Annotated in this window: 24 protein-coding genes and 2 pseudogenes; 6 read left to right on the plus strand and 20 right to left on the minus strand. The window is 72.2% G+C overall.

The features are described 5' to 3' along the window. Positions 1-543: 543 nt before the first annotated feature. The 5 genes and pseudogenes from ACF1A1_RS11765 to ACF1A1_RS11785 form a co-directional block, all read right to left on the minus strand. Entirely contained in the window at positions 544-957 is a 414-nt protein-coding gene (locus ACF1A1_RS11765; protein ID WP_391999070.1) for a cytidine deaminase family protein, read from the minus strand. A 62-nt stretch (positions 958-1,019) separates the two neighbouring features. Further along, a pseudogene (locus ACF1A1_RS11770) lies at positions 1,020-1,256 on the minus strand (helix-turn-helix domain-containing protein); the annotation flags it as partial. Further along, the gene (locus ACF1A1_RS11775; RefSeq protein WP_391999071.1) at positions 1,257-1,586 is read right to left on the minus strand and encodes a hypothetical protein; all 330 of its coding nucleotides are present in this window, start codon (positions 1,584-1,586) and stop codon (positions 1,257-1,259) included. It lies immediately after the preceding pseudogene. A gap of 44 nt (positions 1,587-1,630) precedes the next feature. Further along, complete coding sequence (locus ACF1A1_RS11780; RefSeq protein WP_391999073.1) at positions 1,631-2,515, minus strand: GNAT family N-acetyltransferase; 885 nt, start codon at positions 2,513-2,515, stop codon at positions 1,631-1,633. 146 nt (positions 2,516-2,661) lie between these two features. Next, positions 2,662-4,821: an MMPL family transporter gene (locus ACF1A1_RS11785; RefSeq protein ID WP_391999074.1), complete on the minus strand. Its 2,160-nt coding sequence runs from the start codon at positions 4,819-4,821 to the stop codon at positions 2,662-2,664. 462 nt (positions 4,822-5,283) lie between these two features. Between ACF1A1_RS11785 and ACF1A1_RS11790 the strand changes: the two genes are divergently transcribed. Together ACF1A1_RS11790 and ACF1A1_RS11795 are read left to right on the plus strand one after the other, a co-directional pair. Next, a complete protein-coding gene (locus tag ACF1A1_RS11790) occupies positions 5,284-5,490 on the plus strand; it encodes a hypothetical protein (protein WP_391999076.1) in 207 nt (68 codons plus the stop codon). An 85-nt stretch (positions 5,491-5,575) separates the two neighbouring features. Further along, positions 5,576-5,725 (plus strand): annotated as a pseudogene (locus tag ACF1A1_RS11795) (FAD-dependent oxidoreductase); the annotation flags it as partial. Between the two features lie 159 nt (positions 5,726-5,884). On the opposite strand, the gene ACF1A1_RS11800 reads toward ACF1A1_RS11795, so the two are convergent. From ACF1A1_RS11800 to ACF1A1_RS11820, 5 genes are all read right to left on the minus strand, one after another. Continuing rightward, positions 5,885-7,114, minus strand: a complete 1,230-nt coding sequence (locus ACF1A1_RS11800) for a GNAT family N-acetyltransferase (RefSeq protein ID WP_391999077.1) — start codon at positions 7,112-7,114, stop codon at positions 5,885-5,887. A 198-nt stretch (positions 7,115-7,312) separates the two neighbouring features. After that, positions 7,313-8,554 carry an MFS transporter gene (locus ACF1A1_RS11805; RefSeq protein WP_391999079.1) on the minus strand — a complete coding sequence of 414 codons (1,242 nt, stop codon included), beginning with the start codon at positions 8,552-8,554 and terminating at the stop codon, positions 7,313-7,315. Then, complete coding sequence (locus ACF1A1_RS11810) at positions 8,551-8,793, minus strand: winged helix-turn-helix domain-containing protein (protein WP_391999080.1); 243 nt, start codon at positions 8,791-8,793, stop codon at positions 8,551-8,553. The genes ACF1A1_RS11805 and ACF1A1_RS11810 overlap by 4 nt, the downstream gene beginning before the upstream one ends. Positions 8,794-9,072: 279 nt before the next feature. Then, positions 9,073-9,426, minus strand: coding sequence for an antibiotic biosynthesis monooxygenase family protein (locus ACF1A1_RS11815; RefSeq protein ID WP_391999082.1), 354 nt, complete (start codon positions 9,424-9,426; stop codon positions 9,073-9,075). A 198-nt stretch (positions 9,427-9,624) separates the two neighbouring features. After that, on the minus strand, positions 9,625-10,098 hold the full coding sequence (locus tag ACF1A1_RS11820) for a DUF5709 domain-containing protein (protein ID WP_391999084.1): 474 nt from the start codon (positions 10,096-10,098) through the stop codon (positions 9,625-9,627). A 338-nt stretch (positions 10,099-10,436) separates the two neighbouring features. Between ACF1A1_RS11820 and ACF1A1_RS11825 the strand changes: the two genes are divergently transcribed. Next, positions 10,437-11,903: an APC family permease gene (locus ACF1A1_RS11825; protein WP_391999085.1), complete on the plus strand. Its 1,467-nt coding sequence runs from the start codon at positions 10,437-10,439 to the stop codon at positions 11,901-11,903. A gap of 14 nt (positions 11,904-11,917) precedes the next feature. Beyond that, on the plus strand, positions 11,918-12,877 hold the full coding sequence (locus ACF1A1_RS11830; protein ID WP_391999086.1) for a hypothetical protein: 960 nt from the start codon (positions 11,918-11,920) through the stop codon (positions 12,875-12,877). Between the two features lie 100 nt (positions 12,878-12,977). Here the strand turns inward: ACF1A1_RS11830 and ACF1A1_RS11835 are convergent, their stop codons facing one another. The 7 genes from ACF1A1_RS11835 to ACF1A1_RS11865 all read right to left on the minus strand — a co-directional run bounded on the left by ACF1A1_RS11835 (position 12,978) and on the right by ACF1A1_RS11865 (position 21,318). Beyond that, complete coding sequence (locus ACF1A1_RS11835; RefSeq protein ID WP_391999087.1) at positions 12,978-14,138, minus strand: HoxN/HupN/NixA family nickel/cobalt transporter; 1,161 nt, start codon at positions 14,136-14,138, stop codon at positions 12,978-12,980. A gap of 138 nt (positions 14,139-14,276) precedes the next feature. Beyond that, positions 14,277-15,131: a proteasome subunit beta gene (prcB, locus tag ACF1A1_RS11840; RefSeq protein WP_391999088.1), complete on the minus strand. Its 855-nt coding sequence runs from the start codon at positions 15,129-15,131 to the stop codon at positions 14,277-14,279. A 76-nt stretch (positions 15,132-15,207) separates the two neighbouring features. Next, complete coding sequence (locus tag ACF1A1_RS11845; RefSeq protein WP_391999089.1) at positions 15,208-16,149, minus strand: lysylphosphatidylglycerol synthase domain-containing protein; 942 nt, start codon at positions 16,147-16,149, stop codon at positions 15,208-15,210. Beyond that, on the minus strand, positions 16,146-17,642 hold the full coding sequence (locus ACF1A1_RS11850) for a hypothetical protein (protein ID WP_391999090.1): 1,497 nt from the start codon (positions 17,640-17,642) through the stop codon (positions 16,146-16,148). Before ACF1A1_RS11850 ends, ACF1A1_RS11845 begins: the two co-directional genes overlap by 4 nt. A gap of 120 nt (positions 17,643-17,762) precedes the next feature. Continuing rightward, positions 17,763-20,105 carry a glycoside hydrolase family 65 protein gene (locus ACF1A1_RS11855; protein WP_391999092.1) on the minus strand — a complete coding sequence of 781 codons (2,343 nt, stop codon included), beginning with the start codon at positions 20,103-20,105 and terminating at the stop codon, positions 17,763-17,765. Further along, positions 20,102-20,854 carry a beta-phosphoglucomutase family hydrolase gene (locus ACF1A1_RS11860; protein ID WP_391999094.1) on the minus strand — a complete coding sequence of 251 codons (753 nt, stop codon included), beginning with the start codon at positions 20,852-20,854 and terminating at the stop codon, positions 20,102-20,104. Before ACF1A1_RS11860 ends, ACF1A1_RS11855 begins: the two co-directional genes overlap by 4 nt. 68 nt (positions 20,855-20,922) lie before the next feature. Next, positions 20,923-21,318 carry a YybH family protein gene (locus tag ACF1A1_RS11865; RefSeq protein WP_391999095.1) on the minus strand — a complete coding sequence of 132 codons (396 nt, stop codon included), beginning with the start codon at positions 21,316-21,318 and terminating at the stop codon, positions 20,923-20,925. A 54-nt stretch (positions 21,319-21,372) separates the two neighbouring features. Here ACF1A1_RS11865 and ACF1A1_RS11870 point away from each other — a divergent pair, with 54 nt between their 5' ends. Together ACF1A1_RS11870 and ACF1A1_RS11875 are read left to right on the plus strand one after the other, a co-directional pair. Next, positions 21,373-22,083 carry a nucleoside/nucleotide kinase family protein gene (locus ACF1A1_RS11870; protein ID WP_391999097.1) on the plus strand — a complete coding sequence of 237 codons (711 nt, stop codon included), beginning with the start codon at positions 21,373-21,375 and terminating at the stop codon, positions 22,081-22,083. Next, on the plus strand, positions 22,019-22,615 hold the full coding sequence (locus ACF1A1_RS11875) for a hypothetical protein (RefSeq protein ID WP_391999099.1): 597 nt from the start codon (positions 22,019-22,021) through the stop codon (positions 22,613-22,615). Before ACF1A1_RS11870 ends, ACF1A1_RS11875 begins: the two co-directional genes overlap by 65 nt. Positions 22,616-22,900: 285 nt before the next feature. Here the strand turns inward: ACF1A1_RS11875 and ACF1A1_RS11880 are convergent, their stop codons facing one another. From ACF1A1_RS11880 to ACF1A1_RS11890, 3 genes are read right to left on the minus strand one after another with little or no spacing between them, the layout of a single operon-like run. Then, the gene (locus ACF1A1_RS11880; RefSeq protein WP_391999100.1) at positions 22,901-24,727 is read right to left on the minus strand and encodes a hypothetical protein; all 1,827 of its coding nucleotides are present in this window, start codon (positions 24,725-24,727) and stop codon (positions 22,901-22,903) included. A gap of 9 nt (positions 24,728-24,736) precedes the next feature. Continuing rightward, a complete protein-coding gene (locus ACF1A1_RS11885; protein WP_391999102.1) occupies positions 24,737-25,615 on the minus strand; it encodes a carbohydrate ABC transporter permease in 879 nt (292 codons plus the stop codon). 21 nt (positions 25,616-25,636) lie between these two features. Further along, positions 25,637-26,614: a carbohydrate ABC transporter permease gene (locus ACF1A1_RS11890; RefSeq protein ID WP_391999104.1), complete on the minus strand. Its 978-nt coding sequence runs from the start codon at positions 26,612-26,614 to the stop codon at positions 25,637-25,639. Positions 26,615-26,617: the final 3 nt, after the last annotated feature.

Below are 26,617 nucleotides of genomic sequence, written 5' to 3' on the forward strand. Positions count from 1 at the left end.
CACCGCACCCCACCCGAACGCACCGACCACAACCCCCCGTCGGCCACCGGCACCAGAAGGACCGAACGCCTCATCTCACCCACCAGCGCACGAGGATCGTCATCTCCCCTCCTGCGCCCGGCAATTCGCTCGGCCAGGGCCGTCCTCGCCTGCTCCACGGCTCCTCCCCCGTCGTCGATGCCCCACGGCAGTCCAACTGCCTCCCATAGAAGCCGTTCCTCGGGTGCCTGTCAGCTTGTTCCGCCGCTGCTCTGGCTGTGAGGAAACGTTCGTCACGGCCGTGGATCGTGCCGGATGAACGGTGACGCACCGGCCTTTGCGGCCGTCACGGGCCGCGCTCACGTGCCCCGAACAGGTCCTGTGCTGTGCTGTGCGATGCGATACGACGAACTCGCCATCACCACCAGGCCGCACTCCGCCCTCCACCTCGCGGCCTCCTCATCCGGGCGCGACGTCGGCCGAGGAGGCAGGATCCAGTGTCCCGTCGGACAATGTTCGCCCTGTTGCCGGCCGCCGGTGTCAGCCCGTGCCGAGGGACGCGGTTCACTCGGCCTCGAGCTGGTGGTCGGCCCAGACGTAGCTTTCGGGCAGCAGGTCAGTGATGAGGACGGTTCGGACGCTGTCGTCTTCGCCGACGATGACCTTGAGGGCGGGGAAGTAGTCGAGAAGGACCTGACGGCACCGGCCGCAAGGGGGAACAACCCCGCGGTCGCGGTCGCCCACGGCGACGATGGTGTCCAGCTCGTAGACGCCCTGGGCGGCTGCCGCGCCGATGAGGACCAGCTCAGCGCAGGGCCCCCCGGTGAAGTGGTAGGCGTTCACTGCGGTGACGATCCGGCCGTCCTGGGCACGGGCTGCGGCTGCCATGGTGTGGTTGTCGCCCCGACAGCGCGTGCGCGCGACATCAGCCGCGGCCTGGATGAGTTCGTGGTCGGCGTGCTGGAGCTGCGTGATCATCTTCTCTGCCTTCGTCGGATGTCGGGCGACGTTGGCCCGCGTCACGAGGGTGCGCAAGCGAATATCTGCCGGCCCTCGTGGCTGATGTCGTCGACCACCCCCTCGACGACCAGGAAGTCGGCCGGCCTGGCCAGGCTCCGGGTCGGGAATGGCAGGCCGTGCTCGGCCGGCCCGGACCTGGCGATCTTCTTGATCTCCCGGAGCTCGGGCAGGGTGAACGTCCTCGGCCGGCCGCCCCTGTACTTCGGGTACAGCGCCTCGAAGCCGGCGGCGTCGAAGTGGTGGATCCCGTCGCGCACCTAGTCGACCTCGAACGGCTTCTCGCTCCACCGGAACCAGGCCTGATCCCCCTGGATGTGCAGCAGGAACTCGGCGACCGGTCCGCCCGACGAAGTGAGCGTCACGCGGCGCCTTATCTCGGCCTGCACGGCCTCCCACTCGTCCAGGTTGGCGTCCAGGTCTTCCTCCAGCAGGGCGAGTTCACGGGTGAAGAGGGGTTCGACGGCGCCGTACGCCGGGCCGGGGCTGAAGCGTCCCGACAGCCAGGGGAAGTCGTGGTCGTCGACGACGATCTCCCCCACCCGCTCCGCGCCGCAGTCGACGTACCAGACTCCGCCGTCGAACCCCATCACGCCTCCGTCACTCGTGGCCGGTCACGTCAGGGGACAGCTTGTCAGGCGGCGTCGAAGTTCACCCGCTCCCGGACGACCGGGTAGCCGGCCTTCGTGAAGTGGGCGGCCATGGGGAAGTTGCCCTGGTCCGTGGCGCCGGCGATGAACTCGGCGCCCCGTTCGGCGAGATGGTGCGTGCACTCGGCGAGCAGGTCGTAGGCGTATCCGTGGCCCCGTTGTTCGGGCAGGACGCCGATGAAGCCGACGCACGGACCGGAGGGGTTGTGGGCCGGGATGTGGATGCCGGCGAGGTCTCCGTCCGGGGTCCGCGCGACCTGCCACCACTCCCGCGGCGACGGGCACCAGCGGAAGAAGTCCAGCTCCTCCTGGGCGGCCAGGTCGAGGCCGCCCTTGCGGATGGCCTTGCGGGCGTGGGCGTCGAGGGTGACGGAGTGGATGCGGCGCAGCGCGTCGAAGAAGACGGCGTCGTCCGGTTCCGGGGCGAAGTCCAGGCGGCCGGGGCGTTCCGGCAGGCCGCACTCCGGGGTCCAGCGGTAGAGGAAGCGCTCCACCAGCGGGGTGTGGCCGGCGGCGTGGGCGGCGGCGAACCGGGCCTCGGCGGCGGCCCGCAGGGCCGGGTCCTCGCGCCAGCCGACGGGCATGACCAGGTCCAGGCCGACCCGCCAGGGGGCGGTGCGCAGGAGTTCGGCGCCGGCCTCCTCCTCGCCGTCGGCGAAGTCGAACCACTCGACCGTGAGCGGTTCGGTGTCGTCGGGCCCGCCCCACCAGGCGGCGCGGGCGACGACCCGGCCGTCGCGCAGGGCGACGCGCTTCCAGTCCGGGCGGTAGGTGGCCCTGCCGAACTCGTGGGCGCGGAGCGGGTCGGGCAGGGTGTCGAACAGGTGGGCGTCGCTCGCGTCGAGCGCGCGGATGACCAGATCGGTCACGGATTCCTCCGGGATGCGGAACGTGGTGCGCTCCCGGGCGGTCGGACGTCGGTCAGACTCGGCACGCCGGGGTCACGGTGAGGGAGCGCGGGGCGGGGGTGAACTGCATGGCACTCGCCTCCTTCCGTGAGTCTTCGGGCGTGCGGTCACACGGTAGGGGCGCGGCTCTCGCGCCGTCCACCGGTTTTCCCGGCCTCCTCCCCGAGGCTCTCCCCCTCCCCCTCGGTGTCGATGTGCGGCAGCATCCGGTCCAGCCACCGGGGCGTCCACCAGGCGTGCCGGCCCAGCAGCGTCATCACCGCGGGCACCATGAGCAGCCGTACGACGGTGGCGTCGACGAGCACGCTGACGGCCAGGCCCAGCCCCAGCATCTTGACGACGATGTTGTCGCTGACGATGAAGGCCGCGAAGACGCTCACCATGATCAGGGCCGCGCAGGTGATGACCCGGGCGGTGATCTCCAGGGCGTGGGCGACGGCGGCCTTGGCGTCCTTGGTGCGCAGCCAGGTCTCGTGGACGCGGGAGAGCAGGAAGATCTCGTAGTCCATGCTCAGGCCGAAGATGATCGCGAACATCATCATCGGCACGTAGCTCTCGATGGGCACCGTGCCGTGGACGCCGAGCGCGGGGCCGCCCCAGCCCCACTGGAAGACGGCGACGACCACGCCGTACGAGGCCGTGATCGACAGGACGTTGAGGACGGCGGCCTTGAGGGCGACGAGGAGGCCTCGGAAGACGGCGAGGATGATCAGGAAGGCGAGCGCGACGACGCCGATGATCAGGGGCAGCCGGCTCGCCACGATGTCGCGGAAGTCGACCTGGGCGGCGGTGGTGCCGGTGACGTAGCCCTCGGCGTCGGTGCCGGAGACCGCGTCGGGGAGGGTGTCGTCGACGAGACGGTTGGTGAGGTCGGTCGTGGCGGCGCTCTGCGGCGACTCCTCCGAGTAGACGGTGGCGAGCAGGACGTCGCCGTCCCGGGTGGGGGTCAGCGGGGTGACCGTGGCCGCGCCGGGTACGGCGTTCAGGGTCTGCTGCGCCTTCGAGGAGAGGTCGGAGCGCTGGTCGGCGGGGACGTCGGTCTGGTCGATGACGACGGTGAGGGGTCCGTTGGAGCCGGGGCCGAAGGCGTCGGTCATCAGGTCGTAGGCGCGCCGGTCGGTGAAGGACGTCGGGTCGGCGCCGTCGCCGATGTGGCCCAGCCGGAGGGAGAAGACGGGGATCGCGAGGATCGCGATGGTGGCGACGCCGGCCGCGAGGAAGTGCCAGGGCCTGCGCTCCACGCGCTGTGCGTAGCGGTGCCAGGTGCCCTGTGGGGTGGCGCCCGGGGCGGTGTCGGTCTCGGCGACGGGGCGGCGCACGTGGTAGCGGTCGATGCGTCGGCCGATGAGCCCCAGCAGGGCGGGGACGAGGGTGAGGGCGCCGACGACGGCGGAGACGACCGTGACGGCGGCGGCCAGGCCGAGTTTGCCGATGAAGGACACCCCGGACGCGTAGAGGCCCGCGAGGGCGATGATCACGGTGGTGCCGGAGACGAGGACGGCGCGGCCGCTGGTGGCGGTGGCGTGCCCGGCCGCCTGTGCGGGGTCGGCGCCGTTCATGAGGTTCTGGCGGTGGCGGGTGACCAGGAAGAGGGCGTAGTCGATGCCGACGCCGAGGCCGATCATGGTGGCGAGGGTCGGCGAGACGGTCGCGAACGTGAAGGCGGCGGCGAGCAGCCCCAGGCAGGCGAGACCGCCGATGACGCTGATCAGCGCCGTCAGCAGGGGCAGTCCGGCCGCGATGACGCTGCCGAAGCCGACGAGCAGGACGACGACGGCGACCGCGAAGCCGATCAGTTCGCTGATCCGGTCGTCGGCGGCGGGCCGTGCCAGCTCTCCGAGCGATCCGCCGTACTCGACCTCGGCACCGGCGGCCCGCAGCGGCTGGACGGCCTCGTCGACGCCGTCGAGGTAGCCGTCGCCGAGCGTGGCGGGCTGGACGTCGAAGCGGACCGTGATGTAGCCGGTCCTGCCGTCGCCGGACAACGGGCCGACCTTCGACGCCGTCTGCGAGAGCGGGTTCTGCGCCGCGAGTACGTGCGGAAGTTTCTGCAGGTCACCGACTGTGGTGGACATCTGGGAGCGCAGCGCGGTCAGGGGCTGGTCGTCGTCGTGCAGGACGATCTGGCTGCTGTAGCCGCCGGCCTGCGGGTCGTGCTCCTTCAGCACGTCCAGGCCCTTCTGGGACTGCACGTCCGGCAGCTGGAAGTTGTCCTCGTAGGTGCCGCCGTGGGTGCGGCTGAGCACCTGGAGGGCGACCAGGGCCACCAGCCAGGCGACGATGACGATCAGGAAGTGGCGGGCGCACCAGGTACCGAGCCGCCGCAGTCCCCCGCCCCGCTGCTCCCCGCCCGGGTGTCCCCCGCCCCGCTGTCCCCGTCCCGCTGTTCCCCCGTGTCGGCACCGCTGGAATCCATGGCCTGGGCCTCTTCTGCCGGCGAGTGGTCCGGGAAGTCCGGTACCGCCCATTAGACGATGATCCGATCGGCCCGGCATCCCGGACGCGGATGCGGGCGGGGAGCGCTTCGGAGGTTGTTTCCGCCCCGATCCGGAGGTTATGTTCCGGTCCGAGGCGGTACTCCTGCCCGCGAGGGAGCCTGCGGTTCCGGTCCGGTGTCCCGGTGCGCCGGCGCTTCCGGATGCAGGGTGCGCTCCCCCGTTGAATGGTGTTAGTGGACCCGATGACCGCACCGGGACCGAAGCAGCCCTCCGGACCGAGGAGCAGAGATTATGTCGACCTCACAGCCCGACGCCTCCCGGCCGTCCCCCGAACGCACCACCCCGGACAACCTGCTCCACACCCGCACCGGCACCGATGTGTCGCCGGAGGACATGGTTCTGGCCACCGGCAGGGACCTCACCCCGCGCAACCTCGAGTGGGCGCGGCGCAAGCTCGACGAGGAAGGGCCGGACGCGATCGAGAAGCTGCTGCCCTGACCGCGCGCACCGGGCGGTGACCGTGTGGCGGGTCGTCGCCCGCCCACCCTGCCGAAGCATCCTCCGGGATGCCGGACTCCGGAGGGTGCCCGACTTCGACATGCTCGTCCTCGGCTCCGGTCCCGGCGGTCGGAAGGCCGCCGTCGCCGCCGCCAAGCCCGGCTGCCGCGTCGCCGTCGTCGACCGCCCCGACATGCTCGGCGGGGTCTCCCTCCCCACCGGCACCATCCCCTCCGCGAGTCCTACGGCGAGGCGACCGGACCGGACCGCCGCAGCCTCCAGCGCATGCCGCGTCGGGAGCAGCCGCCTCGATGGGTGACTGTGGGCCGACGAGACTTGTGCGGCGGGGCCGGCGAGGGCGGGGTCGGCGAAGGCGGGGTCGGCGAGGGCGCGATCAGAACCAGTGCAGGCAGTGCGGGGAGCGCTCGGCGCGGAAGAGGGCGTCAGCGAGGGTGGCAGCGTCCGGGCGGTGGGCCCGGATGTGTCCGGCACGCACGAGCGTGCTCGGGGCGGTGCCGCCGAGGTAGACCGAGCCCAGGTCGCTCACGTTCAGGGACAGGTCGGGCTCCCGGTCCGTCGGGACGCAGTCGGCCTTGCTGTCCCTGACGGTCAGCAGGTAGCGGCCGTGCTCGCCGAGGAACGGGTCCTGGACGTCGAGGACGAGCTCACCGTCCGCGAACCACCCGCGCGCGGTCAGCGCACGCGGGACGTCCAGCAGCCGCACCCAGAGCCAGTCCATGTCCCCGCTCACCTCGCCGGCGCGGAAGTCCGCGAGCTGCCAGCGCAGCGGGTGCTGGGGCGGGACGTGGTGGAACACGACCTGAGAGACCAGGTCGTGGCCGAGCACGAACCGGGCCAGGGCCGTGAAGACGGCGTCGTCGGTGGCGATGGTCTCGTCGACCGTCAAGGTGCCGGACTCGATCGAGTAGCTGGCGTACCCGTCCGGGACGCCGTCGGCGTCCCGGTGGACGGCGACGTAGCGCGGCGCCGGGGAGATCGGGGGCTGCCCCGCGCGCAGGGCCCACCAGCGGTGCGGCCGGGACAGCGCGCCGGGCTGGGCGCGGCGATACCGGTCGTAGACCTCTTCCAGGATCTCGCCGCACTCGGCACGACGCAGCACCTCGACCGGGCCGTCGTCCGGGCCGGTCGCTGGTGCGTCGGCCGTTCCGCGCGCCCGGGGAACGGCGGGGGCGGCCCGGTGGCGCTGCACCGTCAGCCGCTGCGTGTAGGTCGCCGGTCCGTAGCCGAACCTGCCGTAGATCGTGGCCTCGGAGGCCAGCAGCACGGAGAGGAACTCCCCGCCGGCCCGCAACTCGGTGAGCTGATGCCGCATCATCGCGCTGAGCACGCCCTGGCGTCGGTGTGAGGGCAGGACGCCGACGGCGGTCACCCCGGGGGCCGTGACGAGGGTTCCACCGGGCAGGGTGAGCTCGAAGGAGTGCGTGGCGGCGGTCCCTACGGGCCGCCCGTCCGCCGTCAGGGCGAGCAGGCAACGGTCCATGTCGAGCGCCGACCACCAGAGCCCGCCACCCTCGATCGGGGTTTCCGGGAAGCGCCCGAACGCGGCATGGACGGTGTCGACGAAGACGTCGAGATCCCTGTCGGTCGTGGGACGTATCTCCATCGCTGCCGCTGCCTCCTCGGGATACCGGCACCACGACTGGTGGTACCCGGCCACAGTGCAGCGTTGACCCGTGGCCCGGTCGAACGAATTACGGCTGCCTCGCCACGCGAGCCGAGGGCCTCCGTCACGGGGAAATGGGTGTCGCTCTTCCTGCGTAAAGCCGCTGGTCGGCCAGGAGTTCGTAGTGGGCGGTCGCGGTCAGGCCGACTCTTCGTGTGAGGGGAGCGGTGGTGCGTGACGGACGGTCGGGCTGGCGGTGGCGACAACCGCGGTAACGAGCATCACTGTGGCCAGCACGAAGACGGAGCCGACTGGTCCGAGCGTGGTGAGCAGGTAGCCGGCGCCGAGGGAGGCCAGGGGCATGACTCCCCAGGACAGGGTCATGGCCGCGCTGGTGACGCGTCCCAGCAGGCCGTCGGGGACCAGGACCGTCATGTAGGTGATGATCACCACGTTCCACAGCGGTCCGACGAACGCGGAGGCGGCACCGATGGCGCCGATCAGCAGGGGGTTGGAGGTGAACGCGAACAAGGGCAGAAGCGCTGCCCAGATCCAGTTGACTCCGACGATGACGGTTCTGGGCGTGAAGTGGCGATGAAGCTTGCTCGCCGCGAGTGCTCCGATCAGTCCACCACCGCTGTAGATGCCGAGCATGATGCCGATGGTGGTGGACGTGGCGCCGTGGTGCCGGGCGAGGACGACAAGGATCAACGTGAGCGCCTGGAACACCACGTTGCTGGCGGCGATCAGCAAGACGGCGGCACGGATGAGGGGGTGACGCCAGACCCAGCGCAGACCTGCGGTCGTCGCCCGCCACAGCGATTCCGATGGTGCGGTCGTCTGGTCCTGCAGGTCGCTTCGGATGAACAACAGTCCGACGGAGGCAATGACATAGGAGAGCGCGTCGGCCAGGAACGGCACGGCTCGGTCGATGCCGAAGAGCATGCCCCCCAGGGGAGGACCGGCCAGAGCCGCACCGCGACTCCTGGCTTCGTTATGCGCTATCGCGGTGGGCAGCAGTGCCGTCGGGACGATTCTGGGGAGGGCGGCGCGCTCGGCCAGCCCGAAGAAGACGAAGCACAGTCCCTGCACAAAAGCGACCACGGCGAGGTGCGCGACCGTGACTTCGCCCAGCCATATGGCGATCGGGACGGTGGAGAGCGCCAAGCCCGCGACGAGCTCGCTGACAAGCAGGATCCTGCGGCGGTTCCACCGGTCCACCAGCGGTCCGGCCGGCAGGTGGGCGACGAGATAGGGAAGAGTGCCGGCGGCACCCACGATTCCGGCGTCGGAGGGCGATCCGGTGATCGCGAGTACGAGCAGCGGCATCGTCGTCCCGCTGACCTGGGCGCCCAGGGTCGAGATGACCTGACCGCCCCACAGGGCGAAGAACTCGCGGTTGCGCCATAAGGAAGGCCGTTCGGCTGCCGGGGCGGTCACGACGCGTCCCCGCGCTCCGGGGCCGGGAACGCGGGGAACACCACGGAGATATGGCGACTGCCGGGGGCCCGCGGGTGATAGCCGGTTGCGCCGCGGTGCTCGTCGAACTCGGCGGCCAGATCGGCAGACGTGGCCGGGCCGTGCCGCTGGAGTCTGGTCGGCAACTCCTGACGCAGTGGATGAGCGAGGGCCTTGAGCGCGTCGACATCGGACAGCACGCGTGGTCGCTGGTTGGGCACGATGAGAAGGTATCCATGCGAAGAATTCTTCTCCATGTCCCTGGGGCGGCTTTCGGCCTCGACGGACCACCTCGTGCCGGCGTACGGACTCAGCTCCCCACAGCTGCGTACGCGGGCCTGGCGTGCCCGGCCGACCAGGGTTCGCCCGCCACCGAGGGCACGGTGACCAGGCCGAAGCCAATGGCGCCGGACCAGATGGACCCGGGCGTGGCAGACCTCCGCGACGGCCCCGGGCAGCACCAGGCCAGGAGGGGGCAACCGGCCCGCGCCCTGCGGGACCTACGCTCGCGTGAACCCGTGGCTCCGCTCCACTTTCGCCACATGCAGCGTGTAGCTCCGGTACCACTCGGCTTGCCCACGCTTCTGTGCCGCGCGGTGCTCGGCGTTGCACCGCCACTCCGTGAGGGCGTCGGCGTCGCGGAAGTACCCGACGGTGATGCCCAGCCCACCAGGAGTCTGCGCGTGGTCCATCCCCAGGAACCCGGGGACGTCCTTCACCAGGTCTTCCATGCGCGCGTTGGCTTCGCTGTAGCCGCTCTGGTCCTGGGTCCGCACCGTAGTGAAGACAGCTACGTAGTAGGGGGGTTCATAGGCCGCGACGGGCGCGACAGGCGCTTCCGGGTGATCGCTCATGGCGCCACCGTAAGGCGGGATGCGCCCAACGATCCAGCGTCTTCCTGACGGCTACGGCATGGCAGTTGGACCGCACCGGGGACTGAACGGGCGGCGGCCACGGCCCCGGCAGGTCCCGGCGGCCACGGCCTCGGCGGATCCCGGCGGCCACGGTCCCCGCCGGCCGTATGCCGCTCCCCCGCCTGCTTGCACCGCCCGCTACGGGAGGTCGTCCTCGTCCACGACGTGCACGGCGGCCTCCTCCGCTCCCGCGGCGCCCGCGTCGATGCCCACGTCCTCGGCGATCTCCTCCTTGGTGACGTCGGTGTGCGCGCCCTCGTCGGGGGCGACCAGGCGGCCGGCGCGCTCCCTCCCCGCCTCCGGGTCGACCGGCTCGCCCTCGCCGTCGGCGAGGTCGCCGATGTCGTCCCCGGCGGGCTCGGTCACGTCCGGAACCTCCTGGGCGAGGCGCTGGTCGAGGGTCTCGCCGTCGTGCTGTTCGGCCGCGGTCGTGCCGTGCTTGGTGACGCCCAGCGGCTTCTCCGGCGGGGAGTAGCCCTCGTCCAGGGTGTCGTCGTAGGTGCGTTCGTCGAGGGCGTCCTGGAGGTCGAGGGGAGCGGCGTCCTCCTGCTCCTCGTTGGTGCCGGTGGGCTGGTAGGCGTCGTCGCCCATGGTCTCGGGCTCCGTACCCATGGATGCCTCCCTGGACTGCTGGTTCGCTGCGTTGTCCCCGTTCGTTCGCCGCTCCGGGTATCCCCGGACGGCGGTCCCCAACCCCGGCACATGCCAACCGCACTGACCACCGCGGAGATTACCCGTCCGTCATTCTTGATAGGTCAATCGCTGGGGCTATCATCACTCGCACACTCGGTGTGACCGTCCCCCGACGCAAGGTGGGCGGTATCCACCGCGGCTTTCCCCGCCCATGCCCCGCGGTCATCCCGCACCGGCGCGGCGGAGCACCACCCCCCACCCCCTACGCCGTCGGGCCGTCTCCTGCTCCGGCGGTGTGCACGACGGAAAGCAGCGAGATGAGCAACAACAGCAGAGGGTTGCAGGCGAACGTCCTCGGCACGTTCGACACGGTGGTGATGGCGGTCGCGGGCAGCGCTCCCGCGTACTCGATCGCCGCCACGACGGCGGTCCTCGCGGGGGCGGTGGGTCTGGCCGGCCCGGCCGCGCTGCTGTACTGCGCGATACCGATGCTGGGCATCGCGCTCGCCTTCAGCTATCTCAGCCGCATCGACGTCAACGCGGGCGCCAGCTACTCCTGGGTGGGGCGCACCCTCCACCCCTTCCTGGGCTTCGTCAGCGGCTGGGCGCTGGTGATGTCCACGACGATCTTCATGGTGGCGGGTTCGCTGCCGGCCGGCTCGATGACGCTCGCCCTGTTCGACGAGGGCCTCGCCGACCACACGGCGCTGTCCACGCTGGTGGGCGCCGGCTGGTTCCTGGTGATGCTGGGCGTGGTCCTCGGCGGCGCCCGGCTGACCGTCCGCGCGCAGCTCGTCATGTCGGGCGTGGAGCTGGTGATCCTGGCGCTCTTCGCGGTGCTGGCGTTCTTCCACACGGACAACGCCCGCGTCTTCGACTGGTCCTGGCTCGGTTTCGGCCAGTTCGACGGGGTGTCCGGATTCGCGTCGGGCGCACTGGTCGCGGCGTTCTACTACTGGGGCTGGGACGTCGCCAGCAACCTCAGTGAGGAGACCCGCGACAGCCGCCGCACGACCGGCCTCGCGGGACTGATCGGGGTGGGCATCGTCTTCCTGCTCTTCGAGGTCTTCACCATCGCGGTGAACGTGATCCTCAGCGCGCGCCAGATCGAGGAGAACGGCGCGAACGTGCTGGCGGTGCTCGGCGAGGAGGTGTGGCCGGGCTGGGGCGGCAAACTGCTGATCGTGGCGGTGATGCTGTCCACCGTCGCCACCCTGGAGACCACCCTCATCCAGGTCACCCGCTCCCTGTTCGCGATGGGCCGCGACCGGACGATGCCGGCGGCGCTGGGCCGGGTGCACCGCAGGTGGAACACGCCGTGGGTGGCCGTCGCCGTGGTCGGCGCGGTCGCGCTGGGGATGTTCGTCGCCTCCAACGCGCTGGGCTCGGTGGGCGAGATCCTCTCCGACGCGATCTCGGCGATCGGCCTCCAGATCGCCGTCTACTACGGTCTCGCGGGCCTCGCCGTCGTCGTGGCGTACCGGAAGAAGCTGCTGAAGTCGCCGACGGACTTCCTCTTCGGCGGGCTGTGGCCGCTGTGCGGCGCGCTGTTCATGTTCTGGGTCTTCGTCGAGTCGCTCGGCGAACTGAGCTCCGCGGCGGTCGCGATCGGCCTCGGCGGGCTCGCGGTGGGGCTGGTGCCGATGCTCTGGTACTGGCGCAAGGGCAGCGACTACTACCGGCCGGCCCGGCTGGACGCCTCGCGGACCGTGGCCGCCGACTACGTGCCGGGCCCGGCGCCCGCGCACTCCGCCGCCCACGAGGGTCTCCCCACCGACTTCTAGAGGGGGGACCCGCGATGGCGCGCGACCGCTTCGCTCCCGACTTCGACCCCGACTGCGGGGACGCGGCCCTCTCCTCCGCCCGGCACGACATCGTCATCGGCCGCTGGCAGGGCCTGAGGGACCTGCTGCGGGCGACCGGCCCCGACTGGCTCGCCCGCGGGCACCGGGTCCGGATGCTCGCGCAGGCCTGCGCGGGCAGTTCGACGGTGGAGACCTGGCTGGCGGCCGAGCCGCACAGTGCCGACGCGCTGGTGCTGCGGGCGGCCACGGAGACCACCCGTGCCTTCAACCTGGCCATCGCCGCGGGCCGGGGCGTGCCGATCGACCAGCACCGGGTGGACACCGCGGTGCTGGCCTGTCTCACGGCGGCCGAGGCGTTCCCGGAGGACCCGACGCCGTGGATCTCGCTGATCTCGGTCGCGCGGCTGTATCCGTCGGGCGTGCGCCGGCAGGAACTGGCGCGCTGGTGGGACGAGTTGCACCGGCGCGACCCGTACAGCATGGAGGGCCACCTCCAGGTGCTGCACTACTACTCGGCGCGCTGGCACGGCACGCACGGCCTGATGTACGACTTCGCGCGGGACGCCGCCGGTGCGGCCCCGCCGGGCTGTCCGCTGCCGGTGCTGGTGCAGTACGCCCGGGTCGAGGAGTACCGCCACGCCCTCCAGGCGGCGCAGGGCCGGTCCACCGCGGTGGGCCTGGGTCAGCACTGGACCCACGACGGCGCCGTCGGCGACGTCCGGCGCACCTGGGAGCGCTGGATCAGGGGCCGCACGCGGGCCGGCATCGCCCCCGGCGAACTGCGCGACCTCAACCACCTCGCGCACGCGGCCTGTTCGGCGGGCGCGGGCGACGTGGCGGAGCCGCTCCTGCGGATGCTGGGCCGACGGGCCACCCGGACCCCGTGGTCGTACACCGGGGATCCGGCACAGCAGATCGCTCGGTGGCGCAGGGAATGGGGGCTGCCGGCCTGACCGGGAGCGACGCCGCCCGCCTCGCGCCGGACGAGCGGGCGGCGTCGCTCCCCTCCTGCGGGCTGCCGCCGGGCGATCACCCGGCGGCGGCCCGCCCTTCTCACCCGCCGTCCCCCGCCGCCGCCCCGGCGAGCCCAGTCGTCCACTTCTCCTCCACTCGGCCGGCCTTCCACACCACGAGGGCGACGATCCACGTGGCGAAGAACAGGCCGACGATGACGAAACCGAGGACGTTCAGGTCGAGGCCCTCGATCCAGGTCCAGAAGGCGCCGTGCAGACGGAGTTGCCGCCCCAGCAGGCCCAGCAGTTCGACGGTGCCGATGAGCAGGGCGACGGCGACGGACAGACCGGTGACGGTGAGGTTGTAGTAGACCTTGCGGACCGGCTTGGAGAAGGCCCAGTCGTAGGCGAAGTTCATGAAGGAGCCGTCGATCGTGTCGAGGAGCGACATGCCGGCGGCGAACAGGACGGGCAGGCACAGGATCGCGTACCAGGGCAGGCCGGAGGCGGCGCCCGAGCCCGCCAGGACCAGCAGGGCGACCTCGGTGGCGGTGTCGAAGCCGAGGCCGAAGAGCAGGCCGAGCGGGTACATCTGCGCGGGCCTGGTGACCGACTTCATGACACGGCCGAGCAGGCGGTTCATGAAGCCGCGGTGGTTCAGCTGCTCCTCCAGCGCGGCCTCGTCGTACTCCCCCGAGCGCATCCGCCGGAACACCTTCCAGATACCGGCCAGCACGACCAGGTTGATCGCCGCGATGAGGTAGAGGAAGGCCCCGGAGATGCTGGTGCCGATCAGGCCGGTGACGTCGTGGAGATGGGAGTCGTCGCCCCGGACCGGTCCGGCGAGGGTCTTCACCCCGAGGGAGAGCAGCAGCGCGAGGACGAAGACGACGCTGGAGTGGCCGAGGGAGAACCAGAAGCCGACCGACAGCGGCCGTTGTCCGTCGCTCATCAGTTTGCGGGTGGTGTTGTCGATCGCCGCGATGTGGTCGGCGTCGAAGGCGTGCCGCAGGCCGAGCGTGTACGCGGTCACGCCGATGCCGATGCCGAAGGACTTCTCGCCGATGCTGTAGTGGTGCGGGGCGACGATGGCGACCAGGACGAACCAGCCGACCACGTGCAGTGCCACGATCACGGCGGCCATCCCGCCCGCCCTGATCCACTCCTGCCGCGTCAGGGAGCCACGGACGCGGTGCCGGGCCGAGCCCTGTGCGGGCGCGGCGGGGAGGAGGGACGGAGCGGATTCAGGGGCGGCCGTCATCGGGGGAGGATCCTTCTGTCGGGTCGAACGGCCGCACTCCGCAGCCTGGTGCCATCCTCCGGCAGCTGCAAGTCATGTGCAGTAAAGCCCGTGACAGGTCTTCACCACGAGTGCGGAAAGCGCCTCGTCAGGTGCGGGTCACGGCGTCGCGTTCGGTCCGTCCGGGCGGCCGCGGCGCTGCTCGACCATCTCGCGGCTCAGTTCCTCCGTCTCCGGCTCGGGCAGCCGCTCGAAGCCGTCCTCGGTGATGACCGAGACGATGGGGAAGATCCGCCGGTTGATGTCCGGGCCGCCGGTCGCCGAGTCGTCGTCCGCCGCGTCGTACAGCGCCTGGAGGGCGGCGAGGGCGGCCTCGCGCCGGTCCATGCCCCGGTGGAACAGCTTCTTCAACGCGCCCCGGGCGTACGGCGATCCGGAGCCCTCGGCGTGGAAGTCCCGCTTCTCGTACAGGCCGCCGGCGACGTCGAAGCTGAAGATGCGGCCGCGCTCGCCCTCGGGGGCGGTGGCGTCGTAGCCGGTGAGGAGCGGGACGACGGCGAGGCCCTGCATGGCCTGGCCGAGGTTCTGGCGGAGCATGCCGGCCAGGCGGCGCGCCTTCGCGTCGAGGGTCATCGCGGTGCCCTCGATCTTCTCGAAGTGCGCCAGCTCGACCTGGTACAGCTTCACCATGTCCAGCGCGAGTCCGACCGTGCCGGCGAAGGCGACGGCCGTGTGGTCGTCGGCGGGGTGCACCTTCTCCAGGTCGCGCTGGGCGATGAGGTTGCCCATGGTGGCCCGGCGGTCGCCGGCGATCAGCACGCCGTCGCGGTAGGCGAGGGCGAGCACGGTGGTGCCGTGCGGCACCCGGTCCGGCGCGGCCCGTACGCCGTCCGGGAGGATCCGGCGCGTGCTGAGCAGCTCGGGCCGGTGCGCCGCCAGGAACTCGGTGAAGGACGAGGTCCCCGGAGTGAAGAACTCCTCCCCCAGCCGCCCGCCGTTGTCGTTCCCCCTCATGGCCCTCCCCCTCGTCCGCCGCTCCGACAACCGGACTCCTACCAGACGTCGGCGGACGGGAAACGCGGGTCCGCGGTCACAATGCCTCGCGGCGGACCAGGACGCCGAGTACCAGCAGGCCCGGCAGCAGCGGCAGCCAGACGGTCAGGAGCCGGTAACCGAGCACGGCGGACGCCGCCGCGGCAGCCGGCGCCCCCGCAGCGGCCAACGCCAGCACCAGCACCGCGTCCAGAGAACCGAGCCCACCCGGGGTCGGCAGCAGGGCGGCCGCGCTGCTCGCCGCCAAGTACAGCAGCGCCACCCGGGCCGGGGGCAGGGGCAGCGCCACGGCCCGGGTGACCGCGATCAGCACGCACGCGTGCAACGCGGCGAACGCCACCGACCCGCCCCACAGGGCCGCCGCCCGCCGCGGCCGGGCGTGGACGGCCCTGATGTCCGCCGTCACCCCGGCCAGGATCCGTCGGCCCCGTGGCCACAGCCGGCCGGCCAGCAGGACGCACACCCCGACGGCCGCGACCCCGGCGACCGCCCAGCCGCCCCCGTCGTGCGGGACCCGCAGGATCCCGGGGCAGGCGGCGGCGAGTACGGCGATGAGGGCGCCGCGCGCCATCCCCCCGGCCGTGGCCTTGACCCCCACGGCGGTCGCCGCGCGGCCGGCCGGCAGTCCGCGGCGCATGAGGAAGCGCAGGTTGACGGCGCCCGCGCCGAGTCCGGCGGGCAGCAGGTGGTTGGCGGCGGAGGCGGCGAACTGGGCGGCCACGAGCCGCCCCGGAGGCAGCCGCCGCACCACGGCGCCCTGCAGCGCGAGGGCCGCGCACAGCCAGGTCCCGCAGGCGGCCGTCGCACCGGTCAGCAGCCAGCCCTGGTCGGCGGCGGCGAGCCGCAGGGCACCGGTCTCCAGCACCGGCCAGTGACGGTGCGCCAGCCAGACGGCGGCCAGCAGGACGGCGAGTGTGCAGGCGGTCTGCCAGTAGGCGCCCTTCCGTGTCGCGGCGACGGGGACCTGCTCGGACGTCACTCGGGTCCGTTCGCGCGGGGCGGAGGCGCGAGGTGCAGGTCGAGGCCGGCCGACGGGTGGCGCTCCCAGCCCCGGATGTACGGGGGCGGCGGGCTGCCCGGCCGGGAGAGCGCGGCGGCCGGGATCCGGCGGGCGGTCTCCAGGATGCCCGCCTGGGTGGAGTTGACGTTGTGGCCGCGGGTGCTCGCCGAGGAGCAGCCGGTGTAGAAGGCGACGGGGATGGCGTCGGTCCCGGTGAGCAGGCAGGGCGGTCTCACGCCCAGCCGGTTCAGGTGGGCGGCCGTACGGCTCCAGTCGCGGCGGTCGGCGGAGGTGCGCTCCACGGTCCGGTCCAGGACGACGTACTGCACCGCCAGATGCCCGGCCAGGCCCAGCGCGACGCCCGCGACGACGGCCGGGCGCACACGGCCGTTCGCCTTGGTGACCAGGTGGAACAGGGCGTCCGCGACCGGGATGGCGAGCAGGAGGTAGGCGGGGAGCAGGAAGCGGGGCGCCGCGTAGCCGATCATGAACAGGTAGGGCAGGGCGGCGGTCGTGGCGCAGGCGAGCAGGAGGAGGGTCGGGGTGGTGCGCCGGGCGCGGACCGCGACCGCCAGGCCGACGGCGGCGAGCAGCGGGAGGACGAACCACCAGGCCATGACGGCCGGGTGCGGCAGGGAGCCGGTGCACGGGCGGCACAGGGCCCGGCCGACCAGGCTGCGCAGCTGGTCGTCGACGGCGATGTTCCAGCCGAGTCCGCCCTGGATGCGGGACGCCTCCGACAGCCGCTGCGCGAGGCCGCCGTGGGAGAGCTGGGCCTCGATCACCCACTGTCCGATACCCGTCGCGAGCCCCGCGAGGAGGACGAGCCCGAGGCGCACCCGCCGGCCCGCCACCACCAGGACGAGCAGCGGCAGGGAGATCCACACGGCGTCGGTGGGCCGCATCCACGCCATCAGCGCGGCACCCGCCGCCACGCCCCACAGCGCGGCCCGGTCCCGGTGGTCCGCGCGGACCCGCAGGCAGCAGCCGACGCAGGCGAGGGCGCCGAGCGCGACCCAGTGGTTGGGCATGGCCGCCGGGCCGTAGAAGAGGGTGATCCACAGGGAGGCGAAGAGAGCGCCGGCGGCGGCCAGGACCCGCGCCGGGAAGAGTCCCCGCCAGACGCGCAGCGCCAGGTACAGGCCGAGGCCGGACAGCAGCGCGAGGTAGACGCGGAGCAGTTCGGTGGAGGTGGACCAGGACGTGATCGGTGCCGTCAGCAGGGAGACGCCCCGGGCGCGTGGTGCGCTGAAGAAGGCCGGGGGCGCCTGGGCGCTGAGCTGGCTGACGTACACCGTCTCGTCCCAGCCGAGGCCCAGACCCGGGCCGACGAGGACCAGTTGGGCCACGGTGAAGGCGGCGGCCACGGCGGCGAGCAGCCAGTCGCCGCGTGGGAGCCAGGACGTGCCGGGCACGCTCGCCGGGGCACCGCGTCGCGCGCCGGCGAGCATGGCGTTCGTGCCGTGGGCCATCGTCCACCCCTTACTCCGGAGACGGAGAAACTCGGGAACCGTGAAAAACACGGTCAAAGTAACCCGTCTCGGTCGGGTGCGCAGGGTGGAGTTCGGCCAGGTGCCCGAGGGTTCCCGCGATCAGCGGGCGTTCGGACGGCGGTGTGGGGGCTGCTCGGGTGACGGACGCTCAGGAGCCGGCGGGATGGTGCGCACGGCAGGGCCGTCGCCGTTGAGGGTGATGGGGGTGCCGTGGTGGCCGATCGTCAGCGGCGGGCCGGACAGCAGGGTGTACGTGGCCTTGTCGGGGCCGACCTCCACGTGCAGGCGGCGGCCGAGGAACTGGAGGGAGAAGGCGAGGCGGCTGAACCGCTCGGGCAGGCGGGGTGCGAAGCGCAGGCCGTCGCCGTCGCGGCGCAGTCCGCCGAACCCGGCGACCAGCGCCATCCAGGTGCCGGCCAGGGAGGCGATGTGCAGCCCGTCGCGGGTGTTGTGCTCCAGGTCCGCCAGATCCATCAGGGCGGCCTCGGCGGTGTAGTCGTAGGCCAGCCGCAGATGGCCGGCCTGGGCGGCGACGACGGCCTGGCAGCACGCCGACAGGGAGGAGTCGCGGACGGTCAGCGGCTCGTAGTAGGCGAAGTTGCGGGCGATCTGCTCCTCTTCGAAGAAGTCGCCGCAGGTGTACATCGCCAGGACCAGGTCCGCCTGCTTGACGACCTGCTTGCGGTAGAGGTCGAAGTAGGGGAAGTGCAGCAGCAGGGGGTACTGGTCGGGGCGGGTGCCGGCGAAGTCCCAGCGCTGGTAGCGGGTGAAGCCCTCGTGCTGTTCGTGGACGCCGAGTTCCTCGTTGTACGGGATGTGCACGGCCGCCGCGGCGTCCCGCCAGGCCGCGCTCTCCTCGGCGTCGGCGCCGAGTGCGGCGGCCTCCTCGGGGTGCCGTTCGACGGCGTCGGCGGCGGCGAGCAGGTTCGCCCGGGCCATGAGGTTGGTGTACGTGTTGTCGTCGGCGACCGCGCTGTACTCGTCGGGGCCGGTGACGCCGTCGATGTGGAAGGTGCCGTGCGCGTCGTGGTGGCCGAGCGAGCGCCACAGGCGGGCGGTCTCCACCAGCAGCTCGACGCCCGTGTCCCGTTCGAACTCGGTGTCGCCGGTCGCCGCGACGTAGCGGACCACGGCGTCGGCTATGTCGGCGTTGACGTGGAAGGCGGCGGTGCCGGCCGGCCAGTACGCCGAGCCCTCCGAGCCCTCGATGGTGCGCCAGGGGAACGCGGCGCCCCGCAGGCCGAGCTGGGCGGCGCGCTCGCGGGCGGCGTCCAGGGTGTTCTGCCGCCACCGCAGCGCTTCGGAGACGGCCTCGGGCGCGGTGTAGGTGAGCAGGGGCAGCACGAAGGTCTCGGTGTCCCAGAAGGCGTGGCCGTCGTAGCCGGAGCCGGTCAGTCCCTTGGCGGGGATGGCGCGTCCCTCCGCGCGGGCGCCGGCCTGCAGCACGTGGAAGAGGGCGAAGCGGACGGCCTGCTGGATCTCCTCGTCGCCGTCGACCTCGACGTCGGCCCGCGCCCAGAAGTCGTCGAGGTAGGCCCGCTGGTCGTCGAGGAGGCCCTGCCAGCCGCTGTGTCCGGCCGCCGCGAGGGCCGCCTCCACCTGGTCGCTCATCGCGGGCCGGGAGCGGGCGCCGGACCAGCCGTGCGCGACGAGCTTCTCCACGCGCAGCTTCTCACCGGGCTCCAGCACGGAGGTGACGGTCAGCCGGGCCACGTCCACATTGCTCTCGCTGCTGGTGGTGGTGCGCTCGGGTCCGCTGATGTCGTGGTCGGCGGCGACGGCGACGCGCAGGCCGCTGCGCCGGGTGCGGTGCACCAGGCGCAGCCGGTGGCCGAGGGCGACGTCCTCCTCGGGCTCCAGCGGCGACTTCAGGGCGCGGGCCGCGCGCGGGTCGCCGTTCGGCTCGGGCAGGCTCTCGTTGGTGACCAGCTCGGACTGGATGACGACGCGGGAGCGGCTGCCGACGGCCTCGACCTCGTAGGCGACGGCGGCGACCGCGCGTTGGGTGAGGGAGACCATCCGGGTCGAGCGCACCCGGACCGTCGAGCCGGCCGGCGAGGTCCACTCGCAGGTGCGTTCCAGGACGCCCCGGCGCAGGTCCAGGACGCGTTCGTGGGCGACGAGCCGTCCGTAGCGCAGGTCGAACGGCTCGTCGTCGACCAGCAGGCGCAGGATCTTGCCGTTGGTGACGTTGATGACGGTCTGCCCGGACTCCGGGTAGCCGTACCCCGCCTCGGCGTAGGGCAGGGGGTGCAGTTCGTGGACGCCGTTGAGGTAGGCGCCGGGCAGGCCGTGGGGTTCGCCCTCGTCGAGGTTGCCGCGCCAGCCGACGTGCCCGTTGGACAGGGCGAACACCGACTCGCTCTGGGCGAGGAGGTCGAGGTCGAGGTGCGTCTCGCGCACGCACCAGGGTTCGACGGTGTAGGACCGGTCGGTGATCAAGCGTGTCCCCCCAGTCCGGCCAGGTCGGCCAGGTCCTTCACGACGACGTCCGCGCCGTGCGCGTACAGGGCGTCGGTCTGCCCCACCCGGTCAACGCCGACGACGTACCCGAAGTGCCCGGCGCGGCCCGCGTCCATGCCGGCCAGGGCGTCCTCGAAGACGGCGGCCCGGGACGGCTCGACGCCGAGGTCGCGGGCGGCGGCGAGGAAGGTGTCGGGGTGCGGCTTGCCCGGCAGCCCGCGCTCGGCGGCGACGACGCCGTCGATCCGCACCTCGAAGAGGTCCTCGGCGCCGATCGAGCGCAGCACGTCACGGGTGTTGGCGCTGGAGGAGACGATCGCCGTGCGCAGGCCCCGGGCGCGGACGGCCGCCAGGTAGCGCAGGGTGCCCTCGTAGGCCTCGACGCCCTGGGTGCGGATCTTCTCCAGCAGCAGGTCGTTCTTGCGGTTGCCGAGGCCGTGGACGGTCCCGGCGTCCGGCGGGTCGCCGGGCCCGCCCTCGGGCAGACGGATGCCGCGGGAGGCGAGGAAGGTGCGCACGCCGTCGGCGCGCGGGCGCCCGTCGACGTACTCGTCGTAGTCGCCGGCGGTGTCGAACGGCCGGAAGCCCTCGCCCTCCCGCTCGCGCAGGAACGCGTCGAAGGTCTCCTTCCAGGCGGCCGCGTGGACCACCGCCGTCCTGGTGACGACCCCGTCGAGGTCGAAGAGGCAGGCCTGGATGGTGTCCGGGAGTCCGAGCGTCGTCGTCATACAAGGACCCGTTCCCCCACCCGGGGGTGCCCACCGGGTGGCGCGCGCCACACCGCCGTGCCACCGGGTCAGTCGTGCGGGAACGAGTGGTGCTCGTGCGCGATCACCCACCGGCCGCGTCGCTTGCGCAGACCGAACGTCAGCCGCAGCCGCAGGGCGGGCCGCTCGGCCAGTTCCTCGGGCGTGCCGCAGCGCAACAGGGCGTGGGCGTAGGCCACCTCGGGTCCGGCGCTGACGTCGAGGGTGTCGATCTCGAACAGCGCGCCCTGTGCCTGCCACGCGAAGAACGGCGGCCAGATCGCCCGGTAGGCGGTCAGGCCGCGCAGGCCGTCGTGCGGCGGGGTCACGTTGTACAGGAGGAGGTCCTCGGCGTGGTCGGCGAGGACGGCCTCGAGGTCGCCGCGGTGCACGGCGTCGGCCCAGCGCGTGATCAGGGCGCGGATGCGCGTCTCGTCCTCGGACACGTTCTCCTCCTCTCCGGCGTCCGGGTTCCCTCCCAGACTGCGACACTCGTCTGTGTGCTGACCTTCGACGACCTGCTCCTGCGCGCGCGTTCCCTCGTCCGGGACGGCCGACGCGCCCTCCTCGGCATCGCCGGCGGCCCCGGCGCCGGCAAGACGACCCTCGCCGAGCACCTCGTCCGGGAGCTGAACGGCAGCGGCGAGCCGTGGGTGGCGCACGTCCCGATGGACGGCTTCCACCTCGCCGACGCCGAACTCGACCGCCTCGGCCGCCGCGACCGCAAGGGCGCGCCCGACACCTTCGACGCGGCCGGGTACGCGGCCCTGCTGCGCAGGCTGCGGGAGGAGGCGGAGGGCCCCGACATCGTGTACGCGCCCGGCTTCGAACGGGTCCTGGAGCAGCCCGTCGCGGGGGCCGTCCCGGTGCCGCCGTCGGCCCGGCTGGTCGTCACGGAGGGCAATTACCTGCTGCTGGGGACGGGCGCGTGGACGCGCGTGCGGCGGGAGCTGGACGAGGTGTGGTTCTGCGAGGCGGACGAGGCGGAACGGGTCCGCCGGCTCGTCGCCCGGCACGAGGAGTTCGGCAAGGCGCACGAGGAGGCGGTGGCCTGGGTCCTGGGCACGGACCAGCGCAACGCCGAGCTGGTGGCGCGGACGCGGGAGCGGGCGGACCTGGTGGTGCGGGACGTCGTAGGGTGGCCGCATGGGGCTGGACATCACCGTACTGGGGCTGGACTGGGGGGAGTTGGAGCGGACTCCGGTGGGTGAGCGGTCGGCCGTGCTGGAGGAGGCCACCTGGCCCGGGGACGAGGACGACCCCTGGCCTGCGGAACCGGAGCCGGGCTGGACGGTCCCCGCGTCGCCGCGGGTGCCCTGGAGCGGCCGGTACACGTTCGGCTGCACCAGCGGTTCGTACAAGCCCCACTTCTGGGCCGGCCGGGGCTGGGAGGACGTGCGCGGCTTCGCCGATCCCGTGCTGCGGGAGGCCCTGGACGGATTCCTCGGCGGGCTGTTCTGGCACGACGACCCGCTCACGCCGCCCATGGACGGCCTCGTCCCCTCCCCGCCGCCCGGCGTGCTGGTCGCCTGCCCGCCCGCGGCCGTCGAGGCCCTGGCCGCCCACTGGGCCCGGGCGGAGCCCCTGCTGGAGGGGCTGCGCGCCCCGTACGCCCGGCACGCGGCCGATCCCGGGGGCTGGATCGAGGACTTCGACCGGTTCGACGCGCTGGTGCGCGAGTGGGCCGTCGTCGTGGCCGGGGCCCGCCGACGGGGCTGGGGTGTGCTCGGCCTGCCGTTCTGACGTCCCGCCTGCGGCAGGAGCGGTGGCGCTGGGGGCGGGAGCCCGGTCTGCTGCTGCCCGACCTCGTCGCGGCCGGTGTCCTCGCCCCCGACGGCACGACGTACCTCCCGCCGGAGGACGAGGACTACGGGACCGGTTACCGCCGCGGCCGGGGCGCCGTCGAGCGGCGGTTCGGGCCGGCCCTCTCCAGCCGCGTTCCTGCGCGACGCCCGGCTGCCCGCCTACGCGGTGCGCGGCACCCCGCGAATGCCCCTCGCCGGCTGACCGCGTCGGCGCCGCGCCCGCTCAGGCCCCGCGCAGCGTCAGCTCCGGCTCGCCGTGCGCGTCGTCGGGCCCGAGTACGGCGGTGAAGGCGGCGGTCCGTACGGTCAGCCCGTCCTCGCCCCGCTCGACGGAGACCGTGAGGGGCTCCTCGGAGCCGTAGCGCACGGCGAAGACGTGCAGGTCGTCCGGGGCGTCCGGGACCGGGTCGGCCTCCAGGGCCGTGGAGCCGACCAGGTGCCGCCAGCCCTCGTCGGGGTTGCCGTAGCCGCGCGGGTCGGCGGCGAGGAGGAAGGCCGCCTGCTCCTGGGTGGTCTCCGTGCGGGCGTCGAAGTGGTCCGTGCCCCGCGCGTCCGGGTGGGTCAGCCGCAGGGTTCCGGCGGCGGCCACCGCACCCCGGGCCGTGCGCCGCACCCGGTCGCCGTCGTCCTCCGCGTACGGCAGCCCGGCCAGCAGGTACGGCGTGCCGTCGAGGCGTTCGACGGCCACGGTCGTCCACAGGCTGGTGCCGTCGGTGACGTACAGGGAGCGCACGTACCGCAGGACGTGGTCGCGGCCGACGACCGGCTTGGTGACCAGCTTGGCGGTCAGGCCGTCGGCGCGGACGTCGCGGACGCGGACCTCGCCCATGGGGCGGCACAGCAGGAAGCCGTCGCTGACCGGGCCGAAGCCGTGCTGGCGGCGGACGGCGGCGGGCAGGTAGTACGTGCCGCCCGCCTCGACCAGCGACGGGGTCATCCGGTCGTCGAAGGCCACCGAGACCGAGCCGGCGCGCAGTTGGTGGCGCTTGAACGACACCGAGGGCGTGCGCTGCCAGCGCGTGGTGTCCTGGATCTGCCACACCAGCATCCACGCGAAGTGTCCGTCGACCCCGCCGTCCGCCTTGACCGCGTGCCGGCCCCAGCGGCCGTCGCCCCGGTAGCGGCCCAGGTCGGAGCCGATGCGGCGGCTGAAGTAGCGCAGCCCGAGGACCGACTCGAAGCCGGAGTGCTGTTCGCTGTAGCGGGGGCCGCCGTTGTCGAAGCCGCCGTTGGTCAGGCGTGCGTCGATGTACCGGGCGAGCGCGTCACCGTCCTGCGCGAAGACCTCCTCGCCGCTGACCCGGTGGGCCTGGGCGAGGAAGGACAGGGAGATCGGGCCGTAGTTGTTGTCGTAGGCGCCGCCGTGTTCGGGGGGCAGCAGGGCTCCGCGGTCGGGGACGCGGTGCGCGCGGATCTCGTCGGTGTAGAGCGCCAGCGCCCGGGCGCGCACCGACTCGCCGTCCCCGGGCGGGAGATGGCGGGCCAGCATCAGGCCGCCCACCACACAGCCGATGGCCTGGTTGCCCGCCTCCTGGGGGTTGAAGAAGGTCGCCTCGGTCAGCCAGCGCCAGTAGCCGTGCGCCGTCTCCAGCAGCTCCGCGCGCCGGTCGTCGTCGACCAGGCCGTCCGCCGCGTCGAGGACGTTCACCGCCTGGAGCAGCGCCCATACCGTGCTCGGCCAGTCGCCGATGGGGTGGGCTCCGGCCGCCAGGGTGTACCGGGCGTACGGCAGACCGCAGTCGCGCACCCGCAGGTTGGGGTAGCCGGGGTTGTCCTCCCGGTAGACCCGCTCGCGCAGGTGGAAGGCGAGGCTGCGGCGCACCGCCTCCGGCAGGCGCGGGTCCTTGGTGCGCTGCCAGGCCAGGGCCAGCAGGGAGGTGATGCCGAGGGAGGTGTCGCCGATGTCGTCGACGCAGTCGGGGTGTTCGAGGCTGCCCTCGGGCGTCAGCCGGGCCAGGGCCTGCTCGGTGACGTCGGCGAGGACGGCGTCGTACGCCTCGGGGGTGTCCGGGAGGTCGTGCAGCGAGCCGCGCTGGTGCGGGAGGTGCATGTTCGCCGATCAGCCCTTCATGCCGGAGGTCGCCAGGCCCTCGACCAGCCTCTTCTGGAAGATGAGGAAGCAGATGAGCGTGGGCAGGAGGGCGAGTGTCGACATGGCGAACATCGCGCCGTAGGAGGAGCCGCTGTTCTGGTCCATGAACAGGGTCAGGCCGAGGGGGACGGTGAACCTGTCGTTCTGCTGGAGGTAGACGAGCTGGTGGAGGAAGTCGTCGTAGGTCCAGATGAAGGTGAAGATCGTGGTGGTGATGAGGGCCGGCTTCATCAGCGGCAGGATGATCTTCCAGTAGATCTTCCAGGGGTTGGCACCGTCCACCATGGCCGCCTGGTCCAGCTCGCGCGGGATGGAGCGGATGAACTGGACCATCAGGAAGATGAAGAAGGCGTCCACCGCGAGGAACTTCGGCACGATCAGCGGCAGGAAGGTGTTGATCCAGGTCAGGTTGTAGAAGATCGTGTACTGCGGGATCAGGACCGCCTGTGTGGGCAGCATCAGCGTGCCGAGCATCAGGCCGAACCAGATCTTCTTGCCGCGGAACTCGAAGCGCGCGAAGGCGTAGGCGGCCAGCGAGCAGGAGATCACGTTGCCGATCACCGCGCCGATCGTGACGATCAGCGAGTTGGTGATGTAGAGGGAGAAGGAGTTGCCGGAGCCGCTCCAGCCCTCGGAGTAGTTCTCCGGGCGCAGCGTGTTCGGGACGAGCCCGGGCTGGGTGAAGATCTCGGTGTCGGGCTTGAGGGAGCTGCTGAGCATCCACATCAGCGGGTAGAGCATGACGACCGCGATGCCGATGAGCAGGGTGTGGACGTAGATGCGGCGGGCGCCGGTGAGCGAGCGGAGCTTGCGCAGCGGCGACGCGTTCGCAGTGATGGCGGACATGGGTGAAGGGCTCCTCGTCGCTCAGTCGTCGTAGTGGACCCAGTAGCGGCTGGCGATGAAGTTGACCGCCGTGAAGGCGGCGATGACCAGGAAGAGCACCCAGGCCAGCGCCGAGGCGTACCCCATCTGCAGGTCGGTGAAGCCCTTCTTGTACAGGTACAGGGAGTACAGCATCGTCGAGTTGAGCGGTCCGCCGGTGCCGTTGCTGACCACGAAGGCGGGGGTGAACGTCTTGAACGCGTCGATGATCTGAAGGACCACGTTGAAGAAGACGATCGGCGTCAGCAGCGGCAGGGTGATCTTGAAGAACCGGGTGACGTTGCCGGCGCCGTCGATCGCGGCGGCCTCGTACACGTCCTTCGGCAGCTGCTTCAGACCGGCGAGGAAGATGACCATCGGGGTGCCGAACTGCCAGACGGCCAGCAGGACGAGCGTGTAGAGCGCGGTGTCGGGGCTGGAGATCCAGTCCTGGCCCTTGATGCCGAACCAGCCGAGGAAGTCGTTGAACAGGCCGTCCCCGCCGAAGACCTGACGCCACACGATGGCGATGGCCACCGCCCCGCCGAGCAGCGACGGCAGGTAGAAGGCGGCCCGGTACAGGCCGATGCCCTTCAGGTCGCGGTTGAGCAGCATCGCGACACCGAGGGCCAGCGTCAGCTTCAGCGGCACGGAGACGGCGACGTACAGGAGGGTGGCGTGCACCGAGTCCCAGAAGACCGGGTCGTCGGTGAACATCTTGTCGTAGTTGTCCATGCCGACCCACTGCGCGGGCGTCAGCAGGTCGAAGTTGGTGAAGGACAGGTACAGCGAGTCGAGCATCGGGTAGACGGTCAGGCCGAACAGCCCCACGAACCAGGGGGCCAGGAAGAGGTACGGCCACCAGCCGCCGCCCCGCCGTCTGGCGAGACGGCGGCGCATGCGGTCGCGTTCCCGCTGGTCGGACGGGGTCGCGGGAGCGGACTGCTCCTTCACGACCTCGTCTGTCTTCGCGGTGGTCATACT

The sequence above is a fragment of the Streptomyces sp. NPDC014995 genome (genome assembly GCF_043080745.1).
GTDB lineage: Bacteria > Actinomycetota > Actinomycetes > Streptomycetales > Streptomycetaceae > Streptomyces.